The organism is Aquicella lusitana (genome assembly GCF_902459475.1).
In the GTDB taxonomy this organism is placed as follows: Bacteria; Pseudomonadota; Gammaproteobacteria; order DSM-16500; family DSM-16500; genus Aquicella; species Aquicella lusitana.
Genome location: NZ_LR699115.1, coordinates 177,621 through 204,408 on the forward strand (window position 1 = coordinate 177,621; position 26,788 = coordinate 204,408).

General features: G+C 42.9%; 19 protein-coding genes. 12 read left to right on the forward strand and 7 right to left on the reverse strand.

Annotated elements, in window-relative coordinates:
- Positions 1 to 292 precede the first annotated feature (292 nt).
- Together AQUSIP_RS10885 and AQUSIP_RS10890 are read left to right on the forward strand one after the other, a co-directional pair.
- Positions 293 to 1,888 (forward strand): APC family permease, encoded by a 1,596-nt coding sequence (locus tag AQUSIP_RS10885; RefSeq protein WP_114834735.1) that lies wholly within the window; start codon positions 293 to 295, stop codon positions 1,886 to 1,888.
- A gap of 155 nt (positions 1,889 to 2,043) precedes the next feature.
- Positions 2,044 to 3,153, forward strand: a complete 1,110-nt coding sequence (locus AQUSIP_RS10890) for a protein kinase domain-containing protein (RefSeq protein WP_114834734.1) — start codon at positions 2,044 to 2,046, stop codon at positions 3,151 to 3,153.
- A 17-nt stretch (positions 3,154 to 3,170) separates the two neighbouring features.
- Here AQUSIP_RS10890 and AQUSIP_RS10895 read toward each other — a convergent pair whose 3' ends face one another.
- Positions 3,171 to 3,962, reverse strand: a complete 792-nt coding sequence (locus tag AQUSIP_RS10895; RefSeq protein WP_170131831.1) for a PhzF family phenazine biosynthesis protein — start codon at positions 3,960 to 3,962, stop codon at positions 3,171 to 3,173.
- 241 nt (positions 3,963 to 4,203) lie between these two features.
- Between AQUSIP_RS10895 and AQUSIP_RS10900 the strand changes: the two genes are divergently transcribed.
- Positions 4,204 to 5,577, forward strand: coding sequence for a sphingomyelin phosphodiesterase (locus tag AQUSIP_RS10900; protein WP_114834732.1), 1,374 nt, complete (start codon positions 4,204 to 4,206; stop codon positions 5,575 to 5,577).
- A gap of 311 nt (positions 5,578 to 5,888) precedes the next feature.
- Here the strand turns inward: AQUSIP_RS10900 and AQUSIP_RS10905 are convergent, their stop codons facing one another.
- The 4 genes from AQUSIP_RS10905 to AQUSIP_RS10920 all read right to left on the reverse strand — a co-directional run bounded on the left by AQUSIP_RS10905 (position 5,889) and on the right by AQUSIP_RS10920 (position 10,514).
- Positions 5,889 to 6,974: an IS110 family RNA-guided transposase gene (locus AQUSIP_RS10905; protein WP_197737807.1), complete on the reverse strand. Its 1,086-nt coding sequence runs from the start codon at positions 6,972 to 6,974 to the stop codon at positions 5,889 to 5,891.
- Between the two features lie 148 nt (positions 6,975 to 7,122).
- Entirely contained in the window at positions 7,123 to 8,751 is a 1,629-nt protein-coding gene (locus AQUSIP_RS10910) for a hypothetical protein (protein ID WP_114834377.1), read from the reverse strand.
- A 39-nt stretch (positions 8,752 to 8,790) separates the two neighbouring features.
- Complete coding sequence (locus AQUSIP_RS10915) at positions 8,791 to 9,288, reverse strand: GFA family protein (protein WP_114834376.1); 498 nt, start codon at positions 9,286 to 9,288, stop codon at positions 8,791 to 8,793.
- Between the two features lie 71 nt (positions 9,289 to 9,359).
- Entirely contained in the window at positions 9,360 to 10,514 is a 1,155-nt protein-coding gene (locus tag AQUSIP_RS10920; protein WP_114834375.1) for a multidrug effflux MFS transporter, read from the reverse strand.
- A 130-nt stretch (positions 10,515 to 10,644) separates the two neighbouring features.
- On the opposite strand from AQUSIP_RS10920, the gene AQUSIP_RS10925 reads away from it, so the two are divergent.
- Positions 10,645 to 11,565: a LysR family transcriptional regulator gene (locus tag AQUSIP_RS10925; RefSeq protein ID WP_114834374.1), complete on the forward strand. Its 921-nt coding sequence runs from the start codon at positions 10,645 to 10,647 to the stop codon at positions 11,563 to 11,565.
- Between the two features lie 39 nt (positions 11,566 to 11,604).
- Here AQUSIP_RS10925 and AQUSIP_RS10930 read toward each other — a convergent pair whose 3' ends face one another.
- Positions 11,605 to 12,948: a cation:dicarboxylate symporter family transporter gene (locus tag AQUSIP_RS10930; RefSeq protein ID WP_114834373.1), complete on the reverse strand. Its 1,344-nt coding sequence runs from the start codon at positions 12,946 to 12,948 to the stop codon at positions 11,605 to 11,607.
- Between the two features lie 264 nt (positions 12,949 to 13,212).
- Here AQUSIP_RS10930 and AQUSIP_RS10935 point away from each other — a divergent pair, with 264 nt between their 5' ends.
- Together AQUSIP_RS10935 and glpK are read left to right on the forward strand one after the other, a co-directional pair.
- A complete protein-coding gene (locus AQUSIP_RS10935; RefSeq protein ID WP_114834372.1) occupies positions 13,213 to 15,312 on the forward strand; it encodes a cache domain-containing protein in 2,100 nt (699 codons plus the stop codon).
- 17 nt (positions 15,313 to 15,329) lie between these two features.
- Positions 15,330 to 16,823 carry a glycerol kinase GlpK gene (gene glpK / locus AQUSIP_RS10940; RefSeq protein WP_114834371.1) on the forward strand — a complete coding sequence of 498 codons (1,494 nt, stop codon included), beginning with the start codon at positions 15,330 to 15,332 and terminating at the stop codon, positions 16,821 to 16,823.
- A 37-nt stretch (positions 16,824 to 16,860) separates the two neighbouring features.
- Here glpK and AQUSIP_RS10945 read toward each other — a convergent pair whose 3' ends face one another.
- Entirely contained in the window at positions 16,861 to 20,460 is a 3,600-nt protein-coding gene (locus AQUSIP_RS10945) for an ankyrin repeat domain-containing protein (protein WP_114834370.1), read from the reverse strand.
- A 306-nt stretch (positions 20,461 to 20,766) separates the two neighbouring features.
- On the opposite strand from AQUSIP_RS10945, the gene hppD reads away from it, so the two are divergent.
- The 6 genes from hppD to phhA are packed head-to-tail and all read left to right on the forward strand — an operon-like array spanning position 20,767 to position 26,773.
- Positions 20,767 to 21,849, forward strand: a complete 1,083-nt coding sequence (hppD, locus tag AQUSIP_RS10950; protein WP_114834369.1) for a 4-hydroxyphenylpyruvate dioxygenase — start codon at positions 20,767 to 20,769, stop codon at positions 21,847 to 21,849.
- Positions 21,846 to 22,856, forward strand: coding sequence for a fumarylacetoacetate hydrolase family protein (locus AQUSIP_RS10955; RefSeq protein ID WP_114834368.1), 1,011 nt, complete (start codon positions 21,846 to 21,848; stop codon positions 22,854 to 22,856). Before hppD ends, AQUSIP_RS10955 begins: the two co-directional genes overlap by 4 nt.
- On the forward strand, positions 22,843 to 23,493 hold the full coding sequence (gene maiA, locus AQUSIP_RS10960) for a maleylacetoacetate isomerase (RefSeq protein WP_114834380.1): 651 nt from the start codon (positions 22,843 to 22,845) through the stop codon (positions 23,491 to 23,493). Before AQUSIP_RS10955 ends, maiA begins: the two co-directional genes overlap by 14 nt.
- 5 nt (positions 23,494 to 23,498) lie before the next feature.
- Entirely contained in the window at positions 23,499 to 24,644 is a 1,146-nt protein-coding gene (gene hisC, locus AQUSIP_RS10965; protein ID WP_114834367.1) for a histidinol-phosphate transaminase, read from the forward strand.
- 13 nt (positions 24,645 to 24,657) lie between these two features.
- A complete protein-coding gene (gene hmgA, locus AQUSIP_RS10970) occupies positions 24,658 to 25,962 on the forward strand; it encodes a homogentisate 1,2-dioxygenase (protein WP_114834366.1) in 1,305 nt (434 codons plus the stop codon).
- A gap of 10 nt (positions 25,963 to 25,972) precedes the next feature.
- Complete coding sequence (gene phhA, locus AQUSIP_RS10975; RefSeq protein WP_114834365.1) at positions 25,973 to 26,773, forward strand: phenylalanine 4-monooxygenase; 801 nt, start codon at positions 25,973 to 25,975, stop codon at positions 26,771 to 26,773.
- The last annotated feature ends 15 nt before the right edge of the window (positions 26,774 to 26,788 follow it).

Below are 26,788 nucleotides of genomic sequence, written 5' to 3' on the forward strand. Positions count from 1 at the left end.
CCTCCCGCTTGATAAATTTATTTACAGTTAACGAAGGTATTTTGCAATGATTGACCATCAAAACAGGCTCCAACAGACCTCAAAACGGTATGCATGCCGTTTAGCTGTGCCTGGTCATCATGTTGCTGCATCCGCATATTTATCTACTCCTGCTTTACAAGACAACCTCCTTCTTCTTAGCCTTAGTTGCCTGTCTTAGCGGCTATTTACTTTGTTTTGCAACGCTAAGACAGGCGCCGGGTGAGATGCAAGACAACGGCTATGTGTGTACTTTGTCAGAGGTATAAGAATCATGAAGTTTCAGCGTGCAATCGGACCATTTGCTCTTTTATTTGCGGGTATCAGTAGTGTCATCGGCTCAGGCTGGCTATTTGGGCCACTCTTCGCGGCGCAGATCGCAGGGCCTGCTGCTGTTTTATCATGGATTATCGGCGGCATCCTCATGATTATTATTGCACTCACCTTTGCCGAGCTGGGTAGCGCCTTTCCGGTTGCGGGTGGCATGATTCAATTTGCCCAGTATAGCCACGGCCCGCTTGTCAGCTTTATGATCGGATGGATGGTCTGGATCTCAAGTGTTGCAGTTGCGCCCGTGGAAACACTGGGGCTAATACAATATGCAGCCAATTATATTCCCCCACTGATGACAAAAACCGGCGAAGCCCGCGTTCTATCAACCATAGGGATTGCAGCTGCAGCAGCCATCATGTTTCTGATGTGTGTATTGAATTATTATGGCGCGCGCTTCTTCAGCCGCTCAAACAATATCATTACCAGCATCAAGCTCATAGTTCCCATTGCAACCATTATTTTACTCATCAGCGCTGATTTCCATAGCGCAAATTTTTATGCAACTCCAGGTGGTTTTACGCCTTTAGGCTGGCATGGCGTTTTTGCCGCACTGCCCTTGGGCGGCGTCATCTACTCATTCATCGGATCGAATACCGTACTGCAATTAGCCGGTGAAACCAAAAACCCACAGCGCAGCATTCCGCTGGCGCTGATTGGCTCAATGCTATTTTGCACCCTTTTGTATGCACTGTTACAAATTGCCTTTGTCGGCGCTGTGACACCTGCGGCACTCGTCTCAGGCTGGCATAACTTGCATTACACTGGTGACAGCGGGCCCTTTTCTGGGATGATGGCTGCACTCGGCCTTGGCTGGTTTGTAATGATTATCTATGCTGATGCGCTGATTTCACCTTTTGGCACTGGCTTTGTCTTTACCGCATCCACAGCGCGCGTGGGATATGGTTTAAGCAGTATCGGATTTTTGCCCGCGGCATTAAAAAAACTGACAAAAAACGGTGTGCCCCTGCGCAGCATCATACTGAACTATGCCGTGGGACTATTATTATTTTTACCTTTCCCCGGTTGGCAAAAACTGGTGAGCTTTATTATCTCCTGCTTTATTGTTTCTTATATTATCGGCCCCATTGCACTGGTAGGCTTGCGCAAAACCCAGCCGGACGCACCTCGTCCCTTTATGCTGCCTTATGCCAATACGATCGCTCTGGTCGCCTTTTACATTTGCAATTTATTAATCTTCTGGACAGGTTGGCAAACGGTATACCGCATGATGATCGCGTTAAGTCTGGGAGTCGTCTTTTTTTCTATTTATTGTTTACGTCAAAAAAATAATATTTGGGCCAAACAATGGCGCGCCGCGTGGTGGATCCTGCCCTATTTCTCCGCTCTAACCCTGATTTCCTATTTGGGAAGCTTTGGGGAAGGCAAAAATGTGATTTCTTTTGGCATGGATTTCATTGTCATTGCTTTATTAACCTGCGTAGTATTTTATATGGCATTAAAAGCGGGCGATAAAGCGCCTCATCATGCAAGCTTCCCGCTAACAGAAGGACATAATATTGCTATAGAAGCCTCATAAACTCTCTATCCTCTGCAACAGTTGTTCTTACTGTTGCAGAGATTCTTCGTGCTTGCACAGGGATAGTACTTAATAATTCCTTAATGTTAAAACCGTATGCTCTCTCCCATATTAACGAAATGTCTTCATGATCGATCAGCATAGAGGATGCATCCATGTTTTTTCTCAGCTTCTTTTTTAAAAAGAATGAATCGGTTAAAACGGTTTCCAGTGTGAACAGCTCATGGGTGCGGACGCGCTATCAAAATAACTCTAACAATCCGATCAGTTTTATGGCAAATGAAGTTGAGTACAGGAAATTAAAAGCAAAAGGCGGCTTTGCTGTCAAAGGTGACGAAGATACAGTATACAAAAAAGGGACAACAAGCGTTTTAAAGCGCTATCTGGATAGCAGCACGGGAAATGCTATTTTAGCTAAAAGTTTCAAAATTAAAAAACCCAAATCATCTCAAGGCAAAAAAGAAATAGCCAGAATAAAAGATGAAGCAGAAAAAATGATGGCGCTCAATCTGGCGTACGATTATCTGGAAAGAAAAACAGGAAAAAGCAGTAAAGCGATTGATATCATTCTACCTTACTTTGAAGGTGAAGACCTTTTTGACTTCATTGACCACTTTCAGGATATAGAGAAACCCACACTAGTCCAAGTAATTGAACTTTTTCGTCATGCAGTGGATACCATGGATGAGCTTCAATTACTGCATGACAGCGGGTGGATACATTTCGATGTGAAGCCTGAAAATATTTATATCGATAAAAAAAATCATCGAATTCGCCTTATTGATCCTGAGAAAGCTCTGCGCAAAGAATACCTTAACCAGATTAAAGCGACTGAAATTGCCGGCACAATTGAATACATCGCGCCCGAATTTTTTACCCAACGATATATTAAAAACGGTGAAGCAGCTGATATATATTCATTCGGCATGGTGCTAGCTGCCATGTTTGGCTTAATGCAAGCAAAAGGTACACATCATGGATGCAAAGTAGATTTTCATTTTGATAGAGAGAATGAAAAGTACGCCCTGGCTCAATTAAAAGGATTTTATCTTACTCGAGATCAGCGAAAGAGTATTTACTCACTGATCTATGATATGACAGCGACCAATCCGGAAGAGAGGATCAGCCTGAAGGAAGCTAAAATCAGACTCGAACCACTTCTCGTTGCACTCCAAGCTAAGCTTGAAAAGCCAAATCCGGATGATGCAAAAAATGATAATGCAGAATCCGTTCCCACCCTCACTTTGGGTAAACCCAGATTTTAGTTATCAAATACGGTGTATTAATCCAAAAATAAAACACCCTCTTTGTACAGAATCGCCTTTCCATACAATCGGATATGATCAGAATGCAACTCACAGCGCACCTCACCGCCGCGCTGCGAAAGCTGTCGGGCTTGAAATTGTGTTTTATTTAATTGTCTTGCCCAGTAAGGAACTAAAAGACAATAAGACGAGCCAGTAACAGGATCTTCCGAAATAGCTTTCCCGGGATAAAATACCCGCGAAACAAAATCAACCGTTTTACCCGGCGCCGTTACTATAATGCCGCGATGGGCCAGTTGCTTTAGTAGCGACAAATCAGGCTTCAACTGCCTGACATCCTCTTCTGTTTCAAGCACTGCGAGCAGCCGCTCTTTGTTAAATTGATGGGTTTCTTTAGGCTTCATACCCAATCCCTCGACCAAAATAGCAGGAAGTTCGCAGGCGACTGTATTTTTTACCGGAAAATTCAGCACAATTTCTGTCTGATGTCGACTAATACGAAGCAAACCAGCGGAGCGATGGTAAAAATTGACTTCCTGCCAGTCGGGCTCAATGAGATTGAATACCGCAAACCCCGAAGCCAGTGTGCCATGTCCGCAAAGGTCTATTTCGTATTCGGGCGCAAACCAGCGAATATCAAACCCGTCTTGTGTGCGCACAAGAAAAGCGGTCGCAGGTAAATTGTTTTCTGCTGCGATTTTTTGCAGCACTTCTTCAGGCAGCCACGCTTCCAGCACACAAACCATGGCTGGATTGCCGGAAAATAGTTTGTCCGTAAAAGCATCGATATGATAAGCATTTATCTTCAAGGATACTTCCTCTAAAGACTCTATTTTTCGCCATGTTATAATATACAATGCGGTTACGCCAATTTATTTTCCATCTTCAGCCCGATTAACAGATCCCTATTAAATTCCACACCGGCAAGACACTGGCCGTTTTGCAAAACAGGAAAATATTTTATTGGCATTTTTGCCCGCAACAAGAGTAGAATCATCGGGCAATTAAATTGCCAGAAGTGAATATCTAAAATCAATAGCGAGATGCACTATGCTAAGGAAGCTCATATTATTATTTTGTGGACTTTGCTGGCTTACCGCCGCAACAGCTCAAACTAAAACTACTTTTGCTTATAGCTACGTCACTCTTACTAACAATACCAGTGACAGTATTCAAGTTCAAACCACGCTTTCAACCCAGGATACCGACTTTAAACGCGGGAAAGATTGGGATGGAGAAACGCTGACTTTAGCGCCTTATGAAACCAAACAGGTATTATGGTTTAGCCGCAATACAGATGTAAAAGCGGATCAACACTATCGCTTTGACCTAACCGCAAGCCACGCTGGCTATCCTGCTGATGCGGTACGAATCAGTTTTTTTGAAAAAGGGAAAAGTGTTTTTGGCTCGGAAATATCCGAGGAACTTGCGCTTCCAAACCAATCTGCACGACCCTTACTAAAGCAAAGTAACTTTGAACAGATAACAAGTACCTTTTGGGGAAACGCATTCACCCTTTATGCTCGAAGCTGGCTCCCCCTGGGAAATCTCTACAGTAATTTCCACTTTGTGATTGATCGTCCGGAAAATATCAACTTTGATACTGCTTCCAATCAGAAAATTAGTATTTTAACTTACAATACGCAGCTGATGCCGTTTTATGCAGGAGCAGTGGACGATCTTAACCAGCCAGGCACGCGCGCAGTAGACATACCTGCTAAGATTAAACAATATGATGTTGTGATTTTGGAAGAATTATTTGATAGGAACCATCGAAATACCATTATTGATAAAATGCAGCCTTATTACCCTTATCATACCAATGTCGTAGGTCATGATACTTCGAAGGCTCTCACAGGTGGTGTCATGATTTTCAGCAAATGGCCCATCCTTAAGGAAGACCAGATTGTCTATTATGCAAGCGAAGGCCTTGACAGCCTTGCTGCAAAAGGCGCTGTTTACGCAGCCATTAACAAAAATGGCAAAGTCTATCACATCCTCGGCACACACTTGCAAGCTGATGGCAAGGACGAAGATATTAGAGCACGGCAAAAACAACTGCAAGAGATGCAAAATTTCATTGATCGCCTCAATATTCCCGCAGATCAGCCGGTTTTAATGGGTGGTGACTTTAATATTAATGAATTTAACAATGAAGTTAATCATCTGCTTGAAACATTACACGTCAATTTGATTGATAACGTAGGTTACCGTTATTCCTTCGATGGCACGGTTGATACGATGGCAGTAAGCAATGGGCGCAGTCGTATCGATTATGTTCTCTATAGTAACCTACATGCTAAACCGAGCGTTGCGTTTAATAAAGTTTATATCCTGCGCGACCTAGGCAACGAAACCATGTGGCCGAAGTTCGATCTCTCCGATCATTTTCCCACTGCCAGTTTCTTTGATTTTACTGGGTAAAAGGAAGCAAACCACCGAGAGTGTTCACTTATCATCCCGGCTTTAGTCTCCCAGTCATCCCGCTATGTGTATTTTCAAGTTTGCGCATAGCGGCATCTCCTGCTAATAAAAGCACTTATTTTTCAATTTAAAACCAACTCAGAAGCCAGCTCTTATACCGATCCTATCACTAGACCTTGTAGGCCAATCTGCTATTCGTGGTCGTTTCCGTAAAAACGCGCACAAGTTGTTCATTCGGTCTTATAATGCCTGCCCCAAACTCGCGAACGTGGTCCCTAAAAATTACAGACTCACAGGATGACTGAACGAGGTCAGGCAACCTTTTCCTGAAGCGAACAAGCTTCTTGAGTTGGTTTTATTTCATATAATGCTCCTGTTAATACACAAGATCGAATACGGCCTGCTAATCGTCGTGCAACACCAACGATTGCACGCTTTTTTCCTCGATTATTCGAGAGACGATTAAATATTTCTTTCAGGCTCGGGTCTTTTGTAATGGCTATCCATGCTGCTTCTATAAAAATTCTGCGTAATACTGAATTTCCTTGTCGTGTAATATGACCCTGTCGAGTATGCTCACCCGATGAATGCTCACTCGGCGTTAGTCCTGTAAAACTAAATAACTGTTTTTCATTTTTAAACTGAATCATATTACCCAGCTCATTGGCTAATTGTCTTGCATGAATTGGGCCAATCCCTGGGACGCTTTCATAAATCATTTGCAGACTTTTTTCATCATTTGCCTGAATTTCAAGCCTTGCTTCTATTTCTTTCATTCGTTTCGTCAATTGCATCCATTGCTCAGCATATTGATGAACGCTATAACAAAAATCGTTTGAATAATTCCCCTGTTCCACTTCACTTAACTTTTGAGATAACCATCTTGGACAAATCACCGTATCATCTTCTACTTCTATTAATCCTTGAGTAAATAATAGTCCTTTAAATTGCTGACCAACTTGATGCCGTAGTTTCAATATATTTGTCCGTAATCGCGTCATGCTACGTTTCTCTTCTCGCTCTTGGCTTGGCACAAAGATCCCATGCAATCGCCCAGCAGATAATTGTAGGGCTATTTTTAATGCATCGCGTTTATCTGTCTTGACCCGATCTCGGGAGGCTACTTCAATAGAACCAGGATGGACCACTATGTTATTTATTCCATGGGAGACCAAATAGCGATGCAGATGAAATCCAGAAAATCCAGCTTCGTAAGCAGTTTTGATGACCGCTCCAGAAAACGTATTTTTTAGATAACTTACCAATATCTCAGCTTTGGCTGGCATTGTATCTCGTTTCACTACTTCTCCTTCGCAAATAATAACGCAAGAATAGGTCTTTTTATGAACATCTATACCAACGTATACCTCTTTCCCTGTATAATCGTACTGTTTCATGAGACCCCTCCGTTGTTTAGTTTGTTGGTCGCAAACTATTTTAACTGGTGGGGTCTTTCTTAATACAGCATAGCAACTCGCGTAGACGGGGATGACGCAGCTTGGTAAAAGCTCTCAACGCACCAGATCGCTTCCTCACGATCAAAAATTAATGAGAAGGCGGGATCCGATGGGTACGCGATCGGGGTACCAAAGAAAGTATGGTTTCATCAAGCGGTATAAATAGCCGACTATCTTTGGCAATACACTGCTTATAATGTTCTTTGTCAATGCGACCAGCATCAGACAGAATAACTTCACTTTTCAATCCTGCCGAGTGGAACGCCTTTTTATTATCATCCATAAATTTTACAAAATGGAGATTGAACAGGGTTGTTTTAGTGGGTTTAGATGCAAAAACAGACGAATGAATCTTGCCGGCAGAAAAAAAGATATCCGTTGGGGTTTTTATTGAAACGATAGCAAGCCGAAAACTGATTTCAGCCAGTCTGCTTTTTTGTTCATTCACAGACAAATAATCAAAATTGTGGCAAGTTTCTTGTATTGAAAAAAGTAAGTTAAGATAGGCTCGCCATTCATCCAATCTGTTAGCCGGTGCAACTTCGCTAATCTGCTTAACAACATATTCACAAATGTATAAAACCAATTGTCTCAATAATTTTTGGCAGGGCTTTTTACTTTTATGATAATACTCATTGAGTTTTCCTAAAACTAATCCAGCCAATTGAGTAATACGGCTCGCATCAAAATGTTCACTCGGGTGTTTGAGTTGTTGAATCAAATCGTCCTTGCAGCCGCCCCAGTCCGTCTGATTGCCTTTTCGAAGTGAGCCACGGCCCATCATGATAGCAGACAAAAAATCCCGGTGCTTATTGAGCACAGTTTTAAGCTTGATTTGGCTACCTTGAACACACTCTTTCACAAGACTTGGCAATTCATCGTAAATAGCAATTTCTTCCAGCATACGTCTTAAAGCGATTTTTATTCCTACATGCAGTTGTTTATAAAGATAATCGAACTCAAGAACGGCATAGGCTGCAGATTTTGCAGCCACTTCTTCACTACCGTCATGTTCAACATCACCTTTTTTTAAAGCGGCGATTAATTTATCCAGCGCCTGGGATAAATTAATCGCCGGCATGTTGAGTCGCTCCATCGCAGCCTTAGTAAAGTACTTGGCCTGCGGAATCAGCTGATGAACACATTTTATTTCCTCGGGCGACAAGGACCTCTCTTCCTCTGACAGAGGATCAATATAGGCATATAAAGGCTCTATCCCATGATTAGCCCGCAAAAAAGCCTGTTCGAATAACGGCTGTAGAAGAATAAAATCAGTGCCATCATCCGTTAGAATAAATTCATGCCTTTTTAATTCACTGATACTTCTGCCATCATGTTCGTACCATTTTAATGAGGGAAATAAAATAGCTAAATATTCATCGTTGAGGTTACTTCCTTTTTTAACAAAGTCGAGCAATTTGATATAGAAACTATTATGTGAAGCATGGTAGACCAAGTAAGTTGCATGCTGGGCCAGGATATGCCTAATAGCATATTTAATTTCCGTTAGTTCAGCATTTTCGTTTTGTTGTGTATTAAACAAAGACGCTAATTTGAATGCAATTATAACTTCCTCATGCAAGTCGTTAGTATTACCTTTGCTATCCACATTTAAATTATATACATACTGAAAACAAAGCTGTTTTATTTCCTGAAGCTGAAATAACTCCTTTTCTGGTTGATCAATATGGACAGATCCCGATCTCGCGTGTGACATGCATGTCATCCCGTCGGCTAAAAGTGTGCTCTAACTTGATTAAACTTGCTCGTCATATAAGCCATGCCGCTTATGCCACTCTTCAATGGATTCTTCTGGATAACGGGCAAAGTGAATCTGATTTTTGCCCGTAGGGATTTCACACCAGCTCGCAGCAAAATCCAGCATCATGTGTATCCGTTCGGGCGGTTTCGGCAGCGGTGTATCGATGGCCGAAGCAAAAGGATAAACCCATTCTTTCCAGCTGGGATCAAAAATCCACAAGTAACTGCCGCAATGTTTGCAAAAATGCCGGCGCCCTGTGCTGGTTTTAGGCTTGCCATGCTTATCTTTACCTAATATAGCATGATAAACTTGCACGTGATTCATTCCGTTTACTTTTAATGTTTCAGCTTGCCCCATGATGTTGATCGCATAGCCGCCACCGCCTGCTGTCTTCCTGCAAATAGAACAATAGCAGCGCATGAAAGGATACGGCGTATAAGATTCTACTTCGAAATTAACAGACTGACAGTGACAGGATCCTTTTAATAACATGATGCACCTTCATTAAAATAAGCGTCTCACCAGACAGATTTTAGCTATGTAAAATGCAATGACAGAATCAATCAGTATATGCCAACACGATCTCGTTTTAAAGCCAATCCCATTAAACCAATCCCTAGGTAAAACGCGCCCAATAAAGCCTGGCCTTGATGGGGAATCGCGTTTAATAAAAAATTCGCTAGCATGGAAATAAATGTTTGCATGGAACCATAAATTGCTCCTGCAATACCGACATGACAATTTATCTCTGAAAAACAAAGAGCAATGGCGTTTGGAAAAATGAAGCCGCATGCCATGGTTATCAAAAAGATAAGCGGGACTAAACATACTAATGTGGTTCCAAAAATATAATTAGCAACCAGCAACAGTAATCCATTGATCGCAAAAATCATCAATCCAACATGGATTAATTGTTTTGGCAATACATGCCTGACTGCGCGACTGCTAATGAATGAACCCAGGCTGATTCCGAGCGCAGCAATGAGAATGATTAGGCCATTTTTAGCTGGCGAAAGATTCAGCTCGCTTTGAACAATAAAAGGCATAATATTTGCGTATAAAATAATTGATGTAAATGCCAGCCCAGCAATAATTGCATATTTCATAAAAGCTGTATTTCTGAGCAACTGGCCATATTGTACCAAAATAGTATGAATAGCCTGGTCTGGATTTTTGAACTGAAGCGTTTCCTGAAATCGCGTCATTAACAAAAACAAGACCAGCAAACCGTAGCCGAGCATAAAAACAAAACTGGCCTGAAATCCAAATTGCTGCTGCAATAGTCCACCAAAAAATGGTGCGAGCGCTGGCGTTAGAGAAACGAATATAGCGATTTGTGCCGTTTTGACCGCAAGCAGTGTGTCTTTGTAGCAATCACGTAAAATGACGCGTGCTAAAGACAGCCCGGCGCCGACACCGAAACCTTGAATAATTCTGCCTATACATAACAAGCTAAATGAAGGCGCAAATATGCATAAAAGTGAGCCGCAAATAAAAATGATCACGCCCACAATCAGAGGTGGTTTGCGTCCAACTGCATCAGAAATAGGTCCGTAAAAAAGCTGCGAAAGCGCAAAACCTGCCAAAAATACGCTGATGGTCAGCTGCGCGTGATTGGGCGATTGATGGTATATTTCTGCAATGGCAGGCAGCGAAGGGACAAATATATCCGTGCCAATCAAACCCATAATTGCCAATAGGACAATGATTATAAACATAAAAACCTGCTTAAAGAATAATAATTAGAATTGTCGATAAGTATGCGACTTTTTTGGATATAATTGAAATTTATTTTACTTATTACCTTAATCAGCTAAACTTATGCAGCTAAAATGATGGGAGATAACTATGGACCTTCATCGCATCAACCTTAACTTATTAGTTGCACTTGATGCTCTTCTTTTAGAACAGAGTGTCACGTTAGCGGCCAAAAAGCTTTTTATTACTCAGGCAGCAATGAGCAATAATCTGCAGCAGTTACGCGAAATATTTAAGGACGATTTATTAATCCGCGAAAAAAACCATATGGTATTAACAAGCTATGCAAAATCCTTGCGGCCGCAGCTACATCAGTTATTACAAGAAATCCATAGTCTTGTCGTCTCTGGACAACACTTTGAACCTGAAACTTCGGAACGCGTTTTTAAAATCGGCATGTCAGATTATATGGCGGTATTGATATTGCCCAAATTAATGGTGCGATTACAACAAAAAGCACCTAACATGAAAATTTCTATTGTCTCTGTTTACCATTTAAATAGTGCTGAGCCTTTTGAAAAAGGCGATTATGATTTAGGAATAGGAAAAATCTTTGATATCCAACGCCCAATCATCAAGCAGATCTTATTTAAGGATACGGGCGTTGTGTTATTCAACCGCCGTCATCCCTTAGCAGCAAAAAAGAAAATCACGCTAAAAGATTATCTTGAAAACAAACATGTGGCAGTACGTGCAGACAATCCTCACTATCCTCCGATCATTGAACAATTCCTGGCAAAACTGGGTTACCAAAGAAATATTCAAATCAGCCTACCATTTATTACCCCTATTTTTAAGATAATCGAACAATCTGATCACCTGATCGGAACGGTTATTCGATCCATGACCTTATTTTACAAAGATAATACCTGTTATGTAGTAAGACCCTTGCCATTTAAAATTCCCGATATTGAATTCTGTCTCGCATGGCATCAACGCTATGACAATGACCATGGCCACCGATGGTTAAGAGAACAGATTATAGAAATTACCCGAGACTTTTCCTCTTAGACTTCTATTCCGCAAGCATCAAGGGTTATGCGGTCACTGTCACGCCGGGCTGTCTTCTATTGACGTAATTTCAATAAATTCATTTTGCCTATCAGGGACACTTATCCTGTCCACCACCAGCGCAGTGGTAATAGCGCCATTCACGTTGACAGCTGTTCTGCCCATATCAACTATGGGATCGACACCCTGCACAAGTGCCACAATTGCATAAGGCAAATTGAGACTGGTTAAGGTCACCGTCGCGGCAATATATGCTGTACCAGGAATACCTGAAATACCTAACGAAGCCACAGCGTTAATAAACATGATCATCAATACCAAATCCCAAGTGAGAGGTTGATGCATAATCGTAAGTGTCATGACAACTAGCATAGCAGGGAACACACCCGCACAGGCATTCATGCCGATCGTTGCGCCGATACTCGGCACAAAAGTCGCGGTTACCTGACTGGTTTTAAATTTATCACGCAGCGTTTCTTCCGTGACAGGCAAGGTGCCAAAACTTGATCGGGTGGTAAAGGCGACAAATAAAGCCGTAGACGCTTTTTTAAGATATTCCCAAGGATGATAACCGGCGAAAATAAGGATAACGCTGTGCATGATAAATACAATGATCATCGCGGTATACATGGCTGCAATAAAGTTAATAATACCCGTCAGCAGCCCGCTTCCCTGATTTAAAAGTAAGAGTGACAGCAGGGCAAAAATACCATACGGTGTTAAGCCAAGTACCAGAACTGCCAGTTTTTTTACAATAGCAAACAACGAGGCAATCAATTGGCTGAAGGTTTCCATCTTGTCATGATCTGCCTTATCCAACATACGAGCTGAAAGGCCTAGCAAGACAGCAAATAGAACCACCGCAATCGTGTTTTCTTTCGCCATCACTGCAACAGGATTGCTGGGCAGCATGGAAAGCAGTGTGTCCACTAATCCTGTGTAGTTATGTTTGGGCAATTCAGCAATTTCAGGCAAACTCATGCCCTGGCCCACAGCGAATAATTTTCCAATGATAATTCCAATTAGCGATGCAACAGCTGTCATCCCCAATAGCATCCCGCAGGCAAAAAAGCTCATTTTCTTGATGACCGTACCATTCCCTGTTCCCAAATTTAAAATGGCATGAATAATGGACGTGAGGATAAGCGGTATGACCAGCATTTTTAATAAGGCGAGATAGCCATAACCCATAAAATGCAGCGTACTTTCGATGCCCATCCGCATCCCATTTTCAGGCAATAATTTTAAACACAACCCATAGATGACCCCCAGACCCAAACTCAGCAGGATACGTAGGCTTAATTGGATTTTTTGCTGCTTTAATGCGTACAACAAGCCAATCGACAAAATTAAAATAACGAGGTCAAATAGCGCTGTGATCATTTTTGAATGCCTTTATTTTTTATCATACTCATGGAGCATGTGGATGATGAACAAACCAGTATAACGATCTCAATTCTGATGTGAAAGAGGAAATCATAATTCAATTTTTATAAACAAATCAATAGATTAGCAAGCAGCTTTCTTTACTTTCCGATTATTTTCTATTGGAAACACCGGAAAAGAATGCTTTTGCTCTTACAACAGTTGTGAATTTTTAATACAATAAAAGCTTCTGCAGCGGAAAAACGCCCGTAAAGGAATATCATGATTCAATCGCTTATCCACAAGCTCAAGCACTTGGTCGTTACCCTCCGCTTCAGCATTCTTTTCATTTTTGTCACTTTATTCCTTGTCTCCGCCCTGTCCATCATCCTGGCAACTTCTATCCGTTTTATGGATACCTTGACTTTTACGTCACTCGCGCTCATGCGCTATTCCTCTGCCGCAGTACAGCAAGAACTGAACGTTGCCATCCGACCGGCAGAACTGGAAAGCCAGTTTAGTGCACATCTTATGGAAGAAGGTGTTTTAAAAGATAATGAGGAAGAGCTGATACCTTATACTTACTACCTTTTAAAAAACCTGCCCCTTGCTCTCGCGGTTTATTGGGGCGATGAACATGGTGACTTTATCTACGCCGAAAAAGCCAAAGATGGCAGTATTGTTACTGAAATTTATACGCGGCGCACCTTGCCTGCGACACACATTATTCTTTATCGCAATCCAACAGGGCAAATTATCAGAAGCGTTTCATCAGATGATCTTAGCTTCGATCCTCGTAGACGTCCGTGGTATGTCAAAGCCAAAAAAGCAAAACGGCCCATCTGGACAGACGTTTATTTGTTTGAGGTTCTAAATCAACCAGGAATTACGTCTGCCGCGCCTGTATTCAACAAGCAGGGCCAATTTATAGGCGCATTTGGTATTGACATTAGCCTCGATTATCTTTCCCAATTTATTACCCACCAGAAAATCAGCCCCCATGGTTTTTCATTTATTATTTCCGGCAATGAAAATCTCATTGCCTATCCAAAAATAAAACCTTTCATTAATACTCCCCTCTCCCCTGCTCATCCCGTTAGCATCCATCGAGTACCTATTCCTGTCATCAAAAAGTCATTTGCGCTTTATGAGAAAACCAGCAGAGAAGAATTAACTATTAAGCAGGATGGCGAAGATTATCTGGTGGCTTATGAACCGGTTCCCGACCTTGCTGAGTACGGTTGGCACATTGGCGTTGTCATTCCAAAAAAGGATTTTACGGAAGCTCTGCAAAAAGTTAATCTTATTACGATTATAATTAGCGTGAGCGTGTTGACGCTTTGCATCATATTGGTTTCTGGCCTGATAACCCGTATCGTCAAGCCGATCAAATTACTTGTTCAGGAAACAGACCAAATAAAGCATTTTGACCTCGATCATGATATTCCGATTCAATCGCGCATTAAGGAAGTAATCGTATTAAGAAACGCGATTCAATCCATGAAAAAAGGCTTAAAATCCTTCCAGAAATATGTGCCCAAAATATTAGTTCGGCAATTGATAGAATCCGGTGAAGATATTCGCGCAGGCGGCGTCAGAAGAGAGCTGGTGGTGTTATTTTCTGACATTGAAAACTTTACCACCATTGCTGAAATAATGGATCCTAATGAATTAATGACCCAGCTCTGCGATTACCTTGAAGATTTATCACAAATTATCATCATAGAAAAAGGTACAATTGATAAATATATTGGTGACTCCATCATGGCTTTCTGGGGAGCGCCTCTACCTGTAGACATGCCCTGTCACCAAGCTGCGCACGCTGCGCTACGGTGCCAGAAAAAATTGGATGAGTTGAATGCCCAATGGGCACAACAGGGAAAACCGGCGCTCAGAACACGGATCGGCATTCACAAAGGAGAAGCGGTTGTCGGCAACCTGGGATCATCCGAACGGTTGAACTATACGGCGTTAGGCGACACGATTAATATGGCTAGCCGGCTAGAAAATATTAACAAGCTTTACAAGACGCGTATCATGGTAAGTGAAACCGTTTACGAAGAAATTAAAGACGCATTTGTGCTACGACTTGTTGACTGCTTAGCCGTAAAAGGTAAAATGCGAAGCAGCTGTGTTTACGAGCTGTTAAGTGATAGCAAACGCGATATTCCCTTTGATGTTGATACCTATCGAATTACTTTCGAAAAAGGATTTGCTTCTTATCAACACAGACAATGGGATGAAGCCATCGCTCATTTTAAAAATTGTCTGGCGATCTATCCGGCAGACACGCTTGCACCCATTTTTATTGAACGTTGTGAACATTATAAAGCCGATCCGCCGTCTTCCGATTGGCATGGTATATCAAAAATGAACACATAAAGATAAAGACAAATTCGATGCCACATTACTTGCTTGCAATTGATCAGGGTACAACCAATAGCCGGGCAATCATTTTCGATCAGCTTGGAAATCCCGTGAGCCAACATGAAATGCCTTTGACACAGCGCTTTCCTTATAACGGCTGGGTTGAACAAAGTCCCGATGAAATGTTCAACAATACTGTTACCTGCTGCCAGGAAGCATTAAAAAAAATAAGCCTCTCCGCCAAATCCATTGCCGCAGTTGGCATCGCCAATCAGCGTGAAACGACTATTATTTGGGATAGGCATACTGGAAAACCCATTTATCCTGCCATTGTCTGGCAAGACAGGCGTACCAGTGATCTTTGTGAGCGATATGCCAGCCATCCTGTCAACGCTTCATTGCAAGAAAAAACTGGATTGTTATTAGATCCTTATTTTTCCGCAACTAAAATTCTTTGGCTGCTTGACAACGTTCCCTATGCCCGTGATCGCGCCGAACGCGGGGAATTATTATTTGGCACAGTCGATACTTTTTTATTGTGGAAATTAACCAAGGGAAAAGTGCATGCCACTGATATCACAAATGCATCACGCACTTTGCTCTTTAATATCCGAACTCAACAGTGGGACGATGAAATATTACGAGCATTCACTATTCCGTCAAATCTGCTGCCTCAAGTATTAGATAATGCAGCGCATTTTGGCAATATACATTCAGACATCCTGGGCGAATCCATTCCCATCGCTGGTATAGCCGGCGACCAACAGGCTGCAACCATTGGCCAAGCTTGTTTTTTGCCAGGCATGGTGAAAGCGACTTACGGTACCGGCTGCTTTATGCTGCTAAATACAGGTTCGCAGCTCATTCAGTCTAAAAACCAATTACTCTCTACCATTGCTTACCGCATTAGTAATAAAACAGCTTATGGTCTGGAAGGCAGCATCTTTTCAGCGGGTGTCACCATAAAGTGGATGCGCGACGTACTGAAAATTATAAGCCATGCAACCGAAACGGAAGAGCTCGCTAAGCGCATTACTGATACAGGCGGCGTTTATCTGATACCTGCTTTTACCGGCTTGGGCGCTCCTTACTGGGATCCAGCTGCGCGAGGCGCATTACTCGGACTGACACGAAGCAGCGGACGGGAACACATTGCGCGGGCCGCCCTTGAAAGCGTTGGTTATCAGACGCGTGATTTACTTACAGCGATGCAAAACGATTCTGGTTCTACCCTGGAAACATTACGTGTGGATGGCGGCATGGCCGCAAATAATTGGCTATTACAATTTTTATCTGACATGTTGAGCTTGGAAATCGAGCGCCCTGTCTGCGTTGAAACAAGCGCACTGGGGGCGGCTTATCTCGCTGGCCTGCAGATAGGTCTTTATCCCTCGCTGGATGAGATAGCACGTTTATGGCGGAGCAATGCCCGCTATTATCCTCAAATGGCAGAGCTTAAGCGCGAGACGCTCTATCAAGGATGGCAGCAGGCTGCACAACGCGTCATCACACGAGCAGCAACGTGAAATCTTGACCTATAATATTTTTCTGTTAGGCAGATTTTTAGCTGCGCTTCACGCAGAGCAACTTATCAATTTTCTTACCCAGCTTGCCTTTGGTTAAATCAGCGCTTCTAGTTTTAAAAAGAGTTTCATTACAGGATCTTGACTTAATCATCACTTCCACTTCCCTTGCAGCACCTGTTTTTTGCGTTTCTGTACGGCCCAACACCCACCCATATCCTGTATATTTTCCTCTGCCTGTTCTTTTTTCAAGGTATCCTCGTATGCGGATACGATCCAGCAAATAAGGCTTATCCCTAGCGAGTTGTTTAAGATGAGAATAATGGCTCCTATCTTCTGCCTCGCCATATACAAGCGCAGGGCCATTTCCTCTTTTATTGTCCAGCAACATATCCACAATCTCGTCATGACCGTTCTTACATGCTGCCGCTAAAGGACTGAGCCCGCTTTTTGATACGATATTGATATTAATTCCCATATCTAATAATAAACTAAGCAATACCTTGTCCCCCGTCTCGCAGGCAAAATATAAAAGCTTTATTTCATTATTCTGAGGAATATCGTTTTCCAATTCCAAACCGTAGTAGGATATCAAATAAGCAGCTTTTTCAAATTTCTTGCACTTGACAGCCTGCTGTAAAGGAGTCAACCCATTTTGATTAGATTGCATAAGCAATTCTGGGCTCTCATGAAGCAGCAGATCAAATAGCTGAACCGGATAATCACGTGCTACACAAAGATGCAGTATAGTTGGCGCTGGATAGTCGAATATCGCCATCTCGTGCTTGATCAGAACAGCAGCAATCTCGAATTTTTTTGCTTTAATAGCTAATGCTTGAAGTTCGGCAAAATCTATCTTCAATTCAGCCTTGTTTAACAGACATTCATTATTATTGCTATCAGTAATAAACCGTGAAAGAAGGGAATTGGAGAGTGTGCATTGCTTGCCCTCTTTCAGGATTTTTTCACATAGCATTCTAATTGGATTGAGACTGCCTCTTAGTAAGATAAACGCAAGCTCAGTGTCTTCGCTCTCAAAAGCAAGGTCAATAGGTGTTTTACCATTATTCGCCATTCGATCCGGTAAAGCCCCATTCGCCAGAAGCAGCTCAATCATCTTAATATTTTTTTGTCGAACAGCGACATGCAACACTGTTTCACCATTTCCCCTGTCCGTTTCATTGATGAAATAACCATATTCATATTGAGCCGGCTTTAGCAAAGTTATCAGATTATTTTCGGCAATGATATGCCATATGGTTGATTGATTTAATTGGGCAAGGTGGACGATTAAACACCGTGTTATATCATCCCATCCATTTTCCGCAGCTAGCTGCAAGGCTGATTTCTTGTCACCGTTTCGCATATGGATATTGGCATGATGTTTTAGCAAAAAATTAACGCTGCTCAGGCTCCGAGATTGGACTGCAATGTGCAGAGGAGCAAGATTGCTATTATCAACTGCATTAATATCCGCTTTTCCATCCGCTATTAAAACCTCAGCAACATCCAGTTGACCAATTTTGATCGCTGCTGCGAGCGGAGTCGTGCCAGATAGCGTTCCTTTATTAGGATTCGCCCCATAATTTAGCAGTAAACGAACCATATCAACATTGCGCACAGCCATATAGAGCGGAGTAAATAAGGTATCCTGATTTATAAAGTTCGGATCAGCCCCTAGCTTCAGCAATTTTTCTACTGCTTCTATGTTCTGCATATCAACTGCCACAAGCAGAGGCGTTTTTTTGGAAACATATCCATTTAAATCGAAGCCCAGTGTATAGAGACGCTCAATTATGCCGACTGATCCTGCCGATGTTGCAACTATCAAAGCGCCTTTATCCAGCCGCAATTCATCATGATTTTCAAGCAATTGCTCCATCTGTTTCACCAGCCCATTTTTAATCGCAAAATAAAAGGCAGGAACCACATCAAATTGCTCATGCCTATCGAGCCGCTGAATTAACTTTTCTAATTCATGACACTCTTCTTTCAAACATTTAATCACGCATTTTTTTTCTTTCTGCTGGCTTATCAAGCCCTCTTTTTTAATGGTGAATTCGAGCTGCATGAGTGCTTGTTCCTGATATTCAAGCCGTTCTTTCAGCACAGTGAAGCCTTCATAAGCTGCGTTTAATACTGTTTTGCCATTTTTATCCAATTGGTTAATGTTTATTTTTTCTTCGTTCAATAGCACATTCGCTGTTGTAGCGTCACCTTGCTCTAAAGCAAACTGCAGCAGGCTCTTCTCCTGCCATGCAATCCGTCGATTCGCATCAGCGCCATAACGTAATAGCAATTGAGTGCTTAGAGGGTGGCCTTTCCTTACAGCCAGTTCAAGCAAGTCAAATTGATTCAGCCTTCTGGTCAGCTCAGCTGGCGACATTTTTTTCGAAGACGAAATGAGCAATAATTCCAGCGCATTAACATATCCTAACTCAACAGCGAGTTGAATGAGAGGCTTTTTCGCAACAGCTTTGCTGAAAGGATCAGCGCCGTATGCCAGTAGCAATTGAATGGTTTCTTCATCATCATTTGTAATAGCAGCCTCCAGCAACACACTGTAATTCACTTCTTTTTTGCCTTCATATTTTAATAACATTGCTAATATTTCAGTAGCGCGATGTTGGGCAGCAAGGTAAAAATACTCAGGTTTAAGATTTACCTTATCAGTCTCCAATAACCTTTCAATAATCCGTTTCCGGTTTTGATAAATCGCTTTTCTAAAAGGCGTACTATTCTGTGCAGTCGAAAAATTCACATCAGCGCCTGATTGCAAATAAAAGTCAACTGATGCCTCATCTCCTACCCATACTGCCATATCCAATGCTGTTTTCTCATAAACGCCAGATCCATAAGTTAAATTTGGTATTTTATTTGTAATGATGCGGGTATCTTTTATCAGGTCTGTCTGTTTAATGATTTTTTTAGGCGGAGTAAAACCGATGATACGCATCCCTACCGGGCAAGATGCTTCTTTTTCCAGGCGATTCATATTGAAATAACATCTGGCCAATTCGGTACCATTAGCAATTTCTACCGCTCCCGTGGGCGAGTTGGCATCAAAATAGTAATATTTCCCTTTGATACTAAATAGCGCTGTATCATGATGATGAGAACTCAGCAGCGTCATTTGGTTTTCAAACATCCCTGCCTGGAACATTTTTTCAAAACGATCTTCCAGTTCGGCGAGGGTAAACATTCCGCCCAAAGCATAATTAAGCTCGGGTCCCGCAGGTTGATCGAACAGGATTTTGTGAAAATCGCCGTGTGCTTCGGAGCTATATCGCCTTATATTTTGAATATATTCTGCAAAGCTTAGATAAGCGTCAAATTCGTTTTGCTGTTCAACAGACAAGTTATTTGAGCCATCCCATGAAACAATTTCTTGACGTGTTTTCTTAAACCACGCCAAGTCATGCTTGTTTTTTCCGTTACGAGCATTTTCGTTTGCCCAATTGACAAAAAGCCATATTCCGGCCGATCCGTCACAATAACCCTTGTGCTCCATCCAATGAAGCAAATGATGATATTGTTCAGCGTTGGTATCGCGGTTGTTGGGATATTTTTTTAAAAAAAGAATGAGCTTTCCAAAAATTTCTCTTTGGCGCACATCGGGCATTTCTATTCTGCTATCCATCCTGCTCACCGCGTTTTGTATGCTATTTATTGTTATATTGAGTAACAAATTATACGGCAGCTTATGTATATGATTATTATCAAAGTGTTAAGGCATACAATGATCGAATTTGATTTAAAATCATAAGATTAGATGGCATAGTTTGAGGGGCGTGCAGCGTTTACATTAACATTTTCTTACGAAACGTCATGAATCAGCTAAATTTCCGTTATTCCTGCGTGACATGCGTCTTTTGATTTATTAACATTCTGACATACTATGACGAATGATTCGCCTAGTGAATAACTGGATGATAAGGAGTGACTCATGCATACCCATAATCCTGCAGGCACTGATGGATTCGATTTCCTTGAATTTACAACGACCAACCCGCAAAAACTTATTAATCAGTTCGAAACCATGGGATTTGTCCCCGTTGCGCAGCATAAAACATGCGACGTAACTATCTATCAGCAAAATGATATCCGCTTTATTATCAATCTAACCAAAAACAGCATGGCAAGCCAATTTGCTGATTTGCATGGCGCCTCCGTCTCGGCTATGGGGTTTCGCGTCAATGATGCTAAATTCGCTTATCAGCATGCTCTTGCATGCGGCGCTACGCCTTATCAACCTGCAAGAGAAACAGTGGCCTATGACATGCCAGCTATTTATGGCGTTGGCAACAGCTTGATTTATTTTGTAGACTACCGAAATAATTTATCAAACTATGCTCATCTTTTTTCTCCTCTACAGGTGCACGTTTCTGCAAATCAGGGAGCAGGCTTAACTTATATTGATCATGTCACTCACAATTTGTATCGTGGCAATATGTTAGAATGGGCTGATTTTTATACACGCATTTTCAACTTCAGGGAAGTTCGTTACTTTGATATTGAAGGCAAGCTGACAGGATTAAAAAGCAAAGCGATGACAAGCCCTTGTGGAAAAATTCGCATTCCCTTAAACGAATCATCCGATGATAAATCTCAAATTGAAGAATTCTTAAAGGATTTTAATGGCGAAGGCATTCAGCATATTGCATTGGGCACCCAAGACATTTACACAAGTGTTAACCAATTACGCAAGCAGGGAATAGCATTCCTGGATACACCTGATACTTATTATGAATTGATAGATAAACGCCTGCCCAAGCACGGCGAATCTGTAGAACAATTAAAAAAATTCCGCATTTTAATTGACGGCGAAACACAGCGAGAAAAAAAATTACTTTTACAAATTTTCACACAAAACATGCTGGGGCCCGTCTTTTTTGAGATTATCCAACGCAAAGGCGACGAAGGCTTTGGTGAAGGTAATTTCCGTGCATTGTTTGAGTCCATTGAGCTTGACCAGATACGCCGCGGCGTGTTAACGCTGGAACAGGAAAAAGAAGAGGAAAAATCATGAAACTCGCCTCGCTTAAAGATAAAACGCGTGACGGCAAATTGGTGATTGTCAGTAAGGATCTGACCCGCGCTGTGTTAGTGCCTGATATTGCCGCAACCCTGCAGCAGGCACTGGATGACTGGCAGAGCTGCAGGCCGTTATTGGAAACCCGCTATCGTGAACTTAACGAAGATAAAATAAAGGGCGTGATCGCGTTCCAGGAACAAGCCATTGCATCACCACTTCCACGAGCGTATCAGTGGGCTGATGGCAGCGCCTACGTCAATCATGTCGAATTGGTACGCAAGGCACGCGGGGCAGAATTGCCGGAAAGTTTTTGGCAAGACCCGCTCATGTATCAGGGCGGATCTGACACCTTTCTTGGCCCGCATGATGATATTCCTCTGCTTGACGCACAGTGGGGGCTGGATTTCGAAGCAGAAGTGGCCGTTATTACAACCGACGTCCTCGCTGGTGCAAATCAAGAGGAAGCAGAAGCAGCCATTTGTCTGCTTCTGCTAGTCAATGACGTATCCCTGCGAAATTTGATCCCAAATGAACTTGCCAAGGGATTTGGTTTTTTTCAAAGCAAACCTTCCAGTGCTTTTTCACCCGTGGCTGTCACACCGGATGAACTAAAAGAAGCATGGGACGGCAAAAAAGTGCATTTGCCGCTGGTGACACATTTGAATGAAAAATTATTTGGTCGCCCTAATGCCGGTGTTGATATGACATTCGATTTTCCCACACTGATCGCGCACGCAGCCAAAACACGTAAACTAGGAGCCGGTAGCATTATTGGTTCGGGCACAGTTTCAAATTATGATCGGTCCAAAGGCTCATCCTGTATCGCTGAAAAACGCATGCTGGAAACCATTGAAAAGGGAAAACCACTTACTCCATTCATGCAGCCTGGCGATCGTGTGCGTATTGAAATGTTTGACCATGATCAAATCTCTATTTTTGGCGCAATTGATCAAAGAGTAGTAACCGTCAAGGAGCGCGAGAAATATGCTGAAACTTTATGACTACTATCGATCCAGCGCCTGCTTTCGTGTTCGCATCGCTCTCAATCTCAAAGGCCTGGACTACCAGGCGGTGCCGGTTCATCTCATCAATCACGGCGGCGAACAATTTTCTGACGCTTATCAAAAAATCAACCCGCAGCAGCTGGTTCCCTCCTTACAGGATGGCGACAAGGTGCTAACACAATCACTGGCCATCATTGAATATCTGGATGAAACACATCCCTCTCCGCCGCTTTTACCAGCAGATCCCTATCAAAAAAGTCTGGTCAGATCGTTTGCGCTTGCCATTGCTGCTGATCTGCATCCGCTTAATAATTTGCGAGTCTGGAAATATTTGATGAGCCATTTAAAACTACCCGAGGAGCAAAAAAATAGCTGGTATCATCACTGGATGAAAATAGGCCTTGATGCGTTAGAGAAAAAACTTCTCTCGCATCATCAAAACATGTCCTATTGTTTTGGCGATCAGCCTACCTTGGCTGATATCTGTTTGGTCCCGCAGCTTTTCAATGCCAGACGGTTTGCTTTTGATCTGGGTGCCTATCCTACACTTGTGCGCATTGATGCAAACTGTCAAAAACATCCTGCCTTCGTTAAGGCATGGCCAGAAGAAGCCTCTGCAGATGTAAAAGGATAATCATTATGAAAATGGATTTCCGTTCACTAGCCAATACCAAAATCAGCAGCCTGACTCCTTATCAACCTGGCAAACCGGTTGAAGAACTTGAACGTGAATTAGGGATCACTTCTTCCATCAAGCTGGCGAGTAATGAAAACCCGCTTGGCCCTAGTCCTCAGGCGCTTCTCGCTGCCCAACAAGCTTTACCGCATATGCATATTTATCCGGACGGCGCCTGCTTTGAATTAAAACAGGCGCTTTCCCATTTTTTATCTGTTAAACCGGAGCAGCTCACTATAGGAAACGGCTCGGAAAATGTTCTGGAACTGATTGTTAAAGCTTATCTGGATCCAGCCAGCAATGCTGTTCTCTCTCAATATGCATTTCTGACCATTCAAATTCTTGTACAAAGTTATGGCAATATAAAAATGGTGCCAGCCCGTGAGTGGGGCCACGATATTGATAAAATGATCGCCGCCATCGACGATCAAACCCGTTTGCTTTTTTTGGTTAACCCTAACAATCCCACTGGCACCTATACTAATGAAAATGATTTTAAACGGCTGATGCAATCTGTTCCCTCGCATGTGCTCGTGATCGTTGACGAAGCCTATTCAGAATATATTGCCAAAACAGATTATCCCGATGCGCTCAAGTATTTAAGCGAATACCCCAATCTCGTCATCACACGGACTTTTTCAAAAATTTACGGGCTTGCGGCATTGCGATTAGGTTATGCCGTTTCGTCGCCGGATATTGCTGATATATTGAATCGTGCACGACTGCCCTTCAATGTGAACACCCTTGCTTCCAGGGCTGCCTGTGCGGCGCTGATGGATCATGCGCATGTGAAGAAAAGTGTGCAGCTTAACCATCAGGGTATGCGGCAACTTGAGGAAGGGTTGCAAAAAATGCAACTTAACTATATTCCTTCAATTGGAAATTTTATCACCATTGATGTAGAAAACGGCGCAGCCGTCTATCAAAAGCTGTTGCACGAAGGTGTGATTGTACGACCGCTAACCGCATATAGCATGCCAAAACATATTCGCGTCACAATCGGCACCGCTGAACAAAATGAACGGTTTTTAGCAGCACTGCAAAAAGTGTGCGATACCTCCTCTGCTAAAATGAAAGCGACTGAATCATTATGGCGGCACGATCATTAGGGAATCTTAAGGCATGAACAAACATACCGCTAACTTGAAGGGTCTCGGCAATCATCACGAATCTGAAGCGCTGGAAGGCGCTCTCGTAAAAGGCTGTAATTCGCCTCAGAAAGTACCTTATGGCTTATATGCGGAACAATTAAGCGGCAGCGCATTTACTTCTCCCCGACATATCAATTTATCCAGTTGGCTATATCGCATACGTCCTTCTGTTTTGCACGGTGAATTTCACCCGGTACTGCAAACCGATCTTGCAGGCACTCCTTTCGATCTCGCGTATACGCCACCAACACAGATGCGCTGGGATCCCATGCCCTATCCTGCCGTTCCCCGCAGCTTTATTGAAGGCTTGGTCACACTAGCGGGTAACGGTTCCATTGAAATGCAAGGCGGTGCTGCTATTCATTTATATTGCGCGACTCGTTCCATGCACAATGAATTTTTTTATAACGCTGATGGCGAGTTTCTTATTGTTCCACAAGAAGGCGCGCTACGATTTAAAACCGAATTCGGCAGTCTTGATGCCAAACCTGGCGAACTCATCGTCATCCCTCGCGGTATTAAATTCCAAGTCCAATTGATAGCCGAGAAAGCGCGAGGTTATATTTGTGAAAATTTTGGGTCCCCTTTTCGTCTACCTGAACTAGGTGTGATTGGCGCAAATGGCCTTGCTAATCCCCGCGATTTTCATATCCCCTCAGCCGCTTTCGAAGACCGCGAAGGTAACTTTATCCTGATCACCAAATTCCAGGGGCAATTGTGGCAAGCGGCAATTAACCATTCACCACTTGACGTAGTCGCCTGGCATGGAACATATGCACCTTATAAATATGATCTAGCCCTCTTCAACACCATCAATACCGTCAGCTTTGATCACCCTGATCCTTCTATTTTCACCGTATTAACCTCACCCTCTCCGGTACAAGGCGTCGCGAATATTGATTTCGTCATTTTCCCGCCGCGATGGATGGTGGCAAAAGACACCTTTCGCCCGCCTTATTACCATCGTAATATCATGAGTGAATATATGGGCTTGATTCACGGCGCCTATGATGCGAAAGAAACAGGCTTTGTTCCCGGTGGCGGCAGTCTGCACAATTGCATGTCAGCGCATGGCCCCGATGCGGCCGCCTTTAACAAGGCTGTATCAGCCGCTTTAGAACCGGAATATTATGACAATACGCTGGCATTCATGTTTGAATCCAGACAGGTATGGCGGTTGACACCGGCTGCTTATAACGCCGATTTTCGCCAGAAAGATTATCTGGCTTGCTGGCAGGAATTGAAATCGCATTTCCAGGCTAAATCGATAGCATAAGGATGGCACTATGGCATACAAAAAAACATCGACCTATGTTGCAAGGCCCGTTGACGCGAATGGAAACGCAGCTTACACCGATGAAGAAAACCAGATCTGGCATGAACTCATTACACGTCAGATACCCATTGTGCAGGGACGCGCCTGTGACGAGTATATGCGTGGTGTAGAATTATTAAATCTTCCGCATGACCGAATTCCGCAATGCCATGAAGTATCCAGCGTCTTACGTGATATCACCGGTTGGGCCCTTGAGCCAGTCCCTGCGCTCATCCCCTTCGACCGTTTTTTCAATCTGCTGGCCAATCGTAAATTCCCGGCGGCGACCTTCATACGCACGCGTGAAGAACTCAATTACCTCCAGGAACCGGATATTTTTCATGAAGTCTTTGGCCACTGCCCGCTGCTGACCAATCAGGCTTATGCTGACTTTACGCACACCTATGGCAAGTTGGGCTTAAAAGCGTCGCCGCAAGACCGCGTCATGCTAGCAAAACTTTACTGGTTTACTATTGAATTTGGCCTCATCCAAACCGCTGCCGGCATGCGCATCTACGGAGGCGGGATTCTTTCTTCCATGGGCGAAACGCCTTATGCACTGGAGAGCTCCGTGCCGCAGCGAAAAGCATTCGATGTACTTGAGGTACTGCGCACACCTTACCGCATTGATATCATGCAGCCCATTTATTATGTCATCGATAGTTTCGATGTATTGTTTCATTTAATTGATATGGATTTGATTGACCTCATACATCAAGCGCGTCAACTCGGCATGTATGAGCCCGTTTATGCTACTGACTCACAACCATAAGATCAAAATGGAGTA

Coding starts and splice junctions, on each gene's coding strand:
- phhA (WP_114834365.1), top strand. CDS start 25,973: ATGGCATACAAAAAAACATCGACCTATGTTGCAAGGCCCGTTGACGCG.
- AQUSIP_RS10915 (WP_114834376.1), bottom strand. CDS start 9,288: ATGTTATTAAAAGGATCCTGTCACTGTCAGTCTGTTAATTTCGAAGTA.
- AQUSIP_RS10910 (WP_114834377.1), bottom strand. CDS start 8,751: ATGTCACACGCGAGATCGGGATCTGTCCATATTGATCAACCAGAAAAG.
- hmgA (WP_114834366.1), top strand. CDS start 24,658: ATGAACAAACATACCGCTAACTTGAAGGGTCTCGGCAATCATCACGAA.
- hppD (WP_114834369.1), top strand. CDS start 20,767: ATGCATACCCATAATCCTGCAGGCACTGATGGATTCGATTTCCTTGAA.
- AQUSIP_RS10925 (WP_114834374.1), top strand. CDS start 10,645: ATGGACCTTCATCGCATCAACCTTAACTTATTAGTTGCACTTGATGCT.
- AQUSIP_RS10920 (WP_114834375.1), bottom strand. CDS start 10,514: ATGTTTATAATCATTGTCCTATTGGCAATTATGGGTTTGATTGGCACG.
- AQUSIP_RS10930 (WP_114834373.1), bottom strand. CDS start 12,948: ATGATCACAGCGCTATTTGACCTCGTTATTTTAATTTTGTCGATTGGC.
- AQUSIP_RS10935 (WP_114834372.1), top strand. CDS start 13,213: ATGATTCAATCGCTTATCCACAAGCTCAAGCACTTGGTCGTTACCCTC.
- AQUSIP_RS10945 (WP_114834370.1), bottom strand. CDS start 20,460: ATGGATAGCAGAATAGAAATGCCCGATGTGCGCCAAAGAGAAATTTTT.
- AQUSIP_RS10905 (WP_197737807.1), bottom strand. CDS start 6,974: ATGAAACAGTACGATTATACAGGGAAAGAGGTATACGTTGGTATAGAT.
- AQUSIP_RS10955 (WP_114834368.1), top strand. CDS start 21,846: ATGAAACTCGCCTCGCTTAAAGATAAAACGCGTGACGGCAAATTGGTG.
- AQUSIP_RS10890 (WP_114834734.1), top strand. CDS start 2,044: ATGTTTTTTCTCAGCTTCTTTTTTAAAAAGAATGAATCGGTTAAAACG.
- glpK (WP_114834371.1), top strand. CDS start 15,330: ATGCCACATTACTTGCTTGCAATTGATCAGGGTACAACCAATAGCCGG.
- AQUSIP_RS10885 (WP_114834735.1), top strand. CDS start 293: ATGAAGTTTCAGCGTGCAATCGGACCATTTGCTCTTTTATTTGCGGGT.
- AQUSIP_RS10900 (WP_114834732.1), top strand. CDS start 4,204: ATGCTAAGGAAGCTCATATTATTATTTTGTGGACTTTGCTGGCTTACC.
- hisC (WP_114834367.1), top strand. CDS start 23,499: ATGAAAATGGATTTCCGTTCACTAGCCAATACCAAAATCAGCAGCCTG.